Source organism: Tardiphaga sp. (genome assembly GCF_028290785.1).
Classification (GTDB): Bacteria; Pseudomonadota; Alphaproteobacteria; order Rhizobiales; family Xanthobacteraceae; genus Tardiphaga.
The window spans coordinates 1-3,174 of the sequence record NZ_JAQGJD010000046.1; the positions used below are offsets into that span (position 1 = coordinate 1).

Here is a 3,174-nt window from a genome sequence, read left to right on the forward strand (position 1 = left end):
CGATGTCGAGGGACCCGAGCACCGCAGAGACATCGGCCAGCATGTGGCCGCGGCACATGAAATCCATGGCCTGGAGATGGGCGAAGCCCGGAGCCCGGATGTGGCAGCGATACGGTTTGGTGGTGCCGTCCGCCACCAGATAGACGCCGAACTCGCCCTTGGGGGCTTCGACGGCCGCGTAAACCTCGCCGGCTGGCACGTGAAAGCCTTCCGTGTAGAGTTTGAAGTGATGGATGAGCGCCTCCATCGAGCGCTTCATCTGGCCGCGCTTGGGCGGTGCCACCTTGCCGTCGAGCGACGTCACCGGCCCGCTTCCCTCGGGAGAGCGGAGCTTGTGGATGCATTGCTGCATGAGGCGGACCGATTCCCGCATCTCGAGCATCCGGATCACCTGGCGGTCGTAATTGTCGCCGTTGCGGCCGACCGGGATGTCGAAATCCAGCTCCTCGTAGCACTCGTAGGGCTGGGCCTTGCGCAGATCCCACGCGGCGCCGGAGCCCCGCACCATCACGCCGGAGAAGCCCCACTTCCAGCAATCCTCGAGCGACACCACGCCGATATCGACGTTGCGCTGCTTGAAGATGCGGTTGCCGGTCAGCAGCGTCTCGAGATCCTGCACCACGCCGAGGAACGGATCGCACCAGGCGTCGATATCGTCGATCAGCTTCGGCGGCAGGTCCTGATGCACGCCGCCGATGCGGAAATAGGCCGCGTGCATGCGCGAGCCCGACGCGCGCTCGTAGAAAACCATCAGCTTTTCGCGCTCTTCGAAGCCCCACAGCGGCGGGGTCAAGGCGCCTACGTCCATCGCCTGGGTGGTGACGTTGAGCAGATGCGACAGGATGCGGCCGATCTCGCAATACAGCACGCGGATCAACTGGCCGCGGCGCGGCACGGTGATGCCGAGCAGCTTCTCGGCCGCCAGACAGAACGCGTGCTCCTGGTTCATCGGCGCGACGTAATCGAGCCGATCGAAATAGGGAATCGCCTGCAGATAGGTCTTCTGCTCGATCAGCTTTTCAGTGCCGCGATGCAGCAGGCCGATATGCGGATCGACGCGCTCGACGACTTCGCCGTCCAGTTCGAGCACAAGGCGCAACACGCCATGGGCTGCGGGATGCTGCGGGCCGAAGTTGATGGTGAAATTGCGAACGGCTGGTTGTTCGGTCATGGCTTGACCTCCGCCTTCTCGTCGCCGGGCAGGATCGGATAATCCGCGCCTTCCCAGGGCGAGAGGAAATCGAACTTGCGGAATTCCTGGTTCAGCCGCACCGGCTCATAGACCACGCGCTTTTCCTGGTCGTCGTAACGCACTTCGACGAAGCCGGAGAGCGGGAAGTCCTTGCGCAGCGGATGGCCGTCGAAGCCGTAGTCGGTGAGCAGCCGGCGCATGTCGGGGTGGCCGACGAAGATCACGCCGTAGAGATCGTAGGCCTCGCGCTCGAACCAGTCGGCGCCAGGAAACACAGTAATGATCGAGGGCACCTGGGTGGTCTCGGAGGCCTCGGCCTTGAGCCGGACCCGGGCATTCAGCGTCGGCGACATCAAATGGTAGACCACGTCGAAGCGCTTCTCGCGGCCCGGATAATCCACCGCGGTGACATCGACGAAGCTGACAAAGCGGCAGCCCGGATCGTCGCGCAGGAAGCGCACGACATCGACGATTTTATCTGCCTGAACGGCGATGGTAAGATCACCAAACGCGACGACGTGCGCCAGCGCCGCACCCGGCAGGGCGGCCACGATCGTTTCTCCAAGCTTTTGCAGCTTCGCGTCCATCACGATCAATCCACGATAAAGAGTCGGGCACCCTTCGCACTATGCGAACGATGGGCGTCGGTTCCGTCGGCCACCTGGTAGCTCATGCCCGGCGTCAGGGTGAATTTTCGGCCGTCTGCGAGGTCGGTATCCAGTTCACCATCGACGCAAAAAAGGATGTGGCCCTTGCTGCACCAGTGATCCGAAACGTAGCCAGCCGAATAATCGACCATCCGGACGCGAAGGTCGCCGAATGTCCGCGTTCGCCAGGTCGCAACTCCAACGTCGCCGGCATGCGTCGTCGGCTCGATGGCGGACCAGTCGGTCGTCCCGAAGGGAATATCGGTCATACGCATCGTCTATCGCTCAATCGTTCCAGTCCTACGGATCTTCTTCTGCAGCAGCAGCACGCCGTACAGCAGCGCTTCCGCAGTCGGGGGGCAGCCCGGCACGTAGATATCGACCGGCACGATACGGTCGCAACCGCGCACCACCGAATAGGAATAGTGATAGTAGCCGCCGCCATTGGCGCAGGAGCCCATCGAGATGACGTAGCGCGGCTCCGGCATCTGATCGTAGACCTTGCGCAGCGCCGGGGCCATCTTGTTGGTCAGGGTGCCGGCGACGATCATGACGTCGGACTGCCGGGGAGAGGCACGCGGCGCAAAGCCGAAGCGCTCGATATCGTAGCGCGGCATCGAGACCTGCATCATCTCGACGGCGCAGCACGCCAGGCCGAAGGTCATCCACATCAGCGAGCCGGTGCGCGCCCAGGTGATCAGATCGTCGGTCGCGGCGACGAAGAAGCCCTTGTCGGACAGCTCGGCGTTGACCTCAAGGAAATACGGGTCATTGGCGCCCACCGGCTTGCCGGTGTTCGGGTCGATGATGCCGGTCGCCGCCTTCGCGACCATCGGCTGTGCGCCGGTGGTGCGGACCGAGGGCGTGGGCTGCATCGAGGTGGTCACGGGGCTCAATCCCATTCGAGGGCGCCTTTCTTCCATTCGTAGGCGAAGCCGACGGTGAGAACGCCAAGGAACACCATCATCGACCAGAAACCGGTCACGCCCAGCTTGCCGAAGGCGACCGCCCACGGAAACAGGAAGGCAACCTCAAGATCGAAGATAATGAACAGGATCGCGACCAGATAGAACCGCACGTCGAATTTCATGCGCGCGTCGTCAAAAGCATTGAATCCGCATTCATAGGCGGACAGCTTTTCCGGATCCGGCTGCTGGAAGGCAACGATGAAGGGCGCGACGAGCAATGCTGCTCCGATCACGGTCGCGATGCCGATAAACACTACCAAAGGAAGATAATTCTGCAAGATGCCGTTCATCGGCGATCCCTTTTCCCGCGGCTCTGAGCCCCGCAGATTCGTGAACACATTGGAATTGTTCGAGGCTTAGCGCAGCG

General features: G+C 62.4%; 5 protein-coding genes. All 5 read right to left on the minus strand.

The annotated features are described in order from the left end of the window. A partial coding sequence (locus JWR89_RS02535) for an NADH-quinone oxidoreductase subunit D (RefSeq protein WP_299711420.1) occupies positions 1-1,171 on the minus strand: 1,171 nt, incomplete at its 3' end. Then, entirely contained in the window at positions 1,168-1,782 is a 615-nt protein-coding gene (locus JWR89_RS02540) for an NADH-quinone oxidoreductase subunit C (protein ID WP_299711422.1), read from the minus strand. The genes JWR89_RS02540 and JWR89_RS02535, both read right to left, overlap by 4 nt. Before the next feature lie 2 nt (positions 1,783-1,784). Beyond that, complete coding sequence (locus JWR89_RS02545; protein ID WP_299711424.1) at positions 1,785-2,114, minus strand: DHCW motif cupin fold protein; 330 nt, start codon at positions 2,112-2,114, stop codon at positions 1,785-1,787. A gap of 3 nt (positions 2,115-2,117) precedes the next feature. Further along, positions 2,118-2,714: an NADH-quinone oxidoreductase subunit B gene (locus JWR89_RS02550; protein WP_299711429.1), complete on the minus strand. Its 597-nt coding sequence runs from the start codon at positions 2,712-2,714 to the stop codon at positions 2,118-2,120. A 17-nt stretch (positions 2,715-2,731) separates the two neighbouring features. Next, positions 2,732-3,097 (minus strand): NADH-quinone oxidoreductase subunit A, encoded by a 366-nt coding sequence (locus JWR89_RS02555; RefSeq protein WP_299711426.1) that lies wholly within the window; start codon positions 3,095-3,097, stop codon positions 2,732-2,734. Positions 3,098-3,174 lie beyond the last annotated feature (77 nt).

Bases quoted from the DNA above. Each gene is read 5' to 3' on its own strand.
- JWR89_RS02555 (WP_299711426.1), bottom strand. From the start codon at position 3,097: ATGAACGGCATCTTGCAGAATTATCTTCCTTTGGTAGTGTTTATCGGC.
- JWR89_RS02545 (WP_299711424.1), bottom strand. From the start codon at position 2,114: ATGCGTATGACCGATATTCCCTTCGGGACGACCGACTGGTCCGCCATC.
- JWR89_RS02550 (WP_299711429.1), bottom strand. From the start codon at position 2,714: ATGCAGCCCACGCCCTCGGTCCGCACCACCGGCGCACAGCCGATGGTC.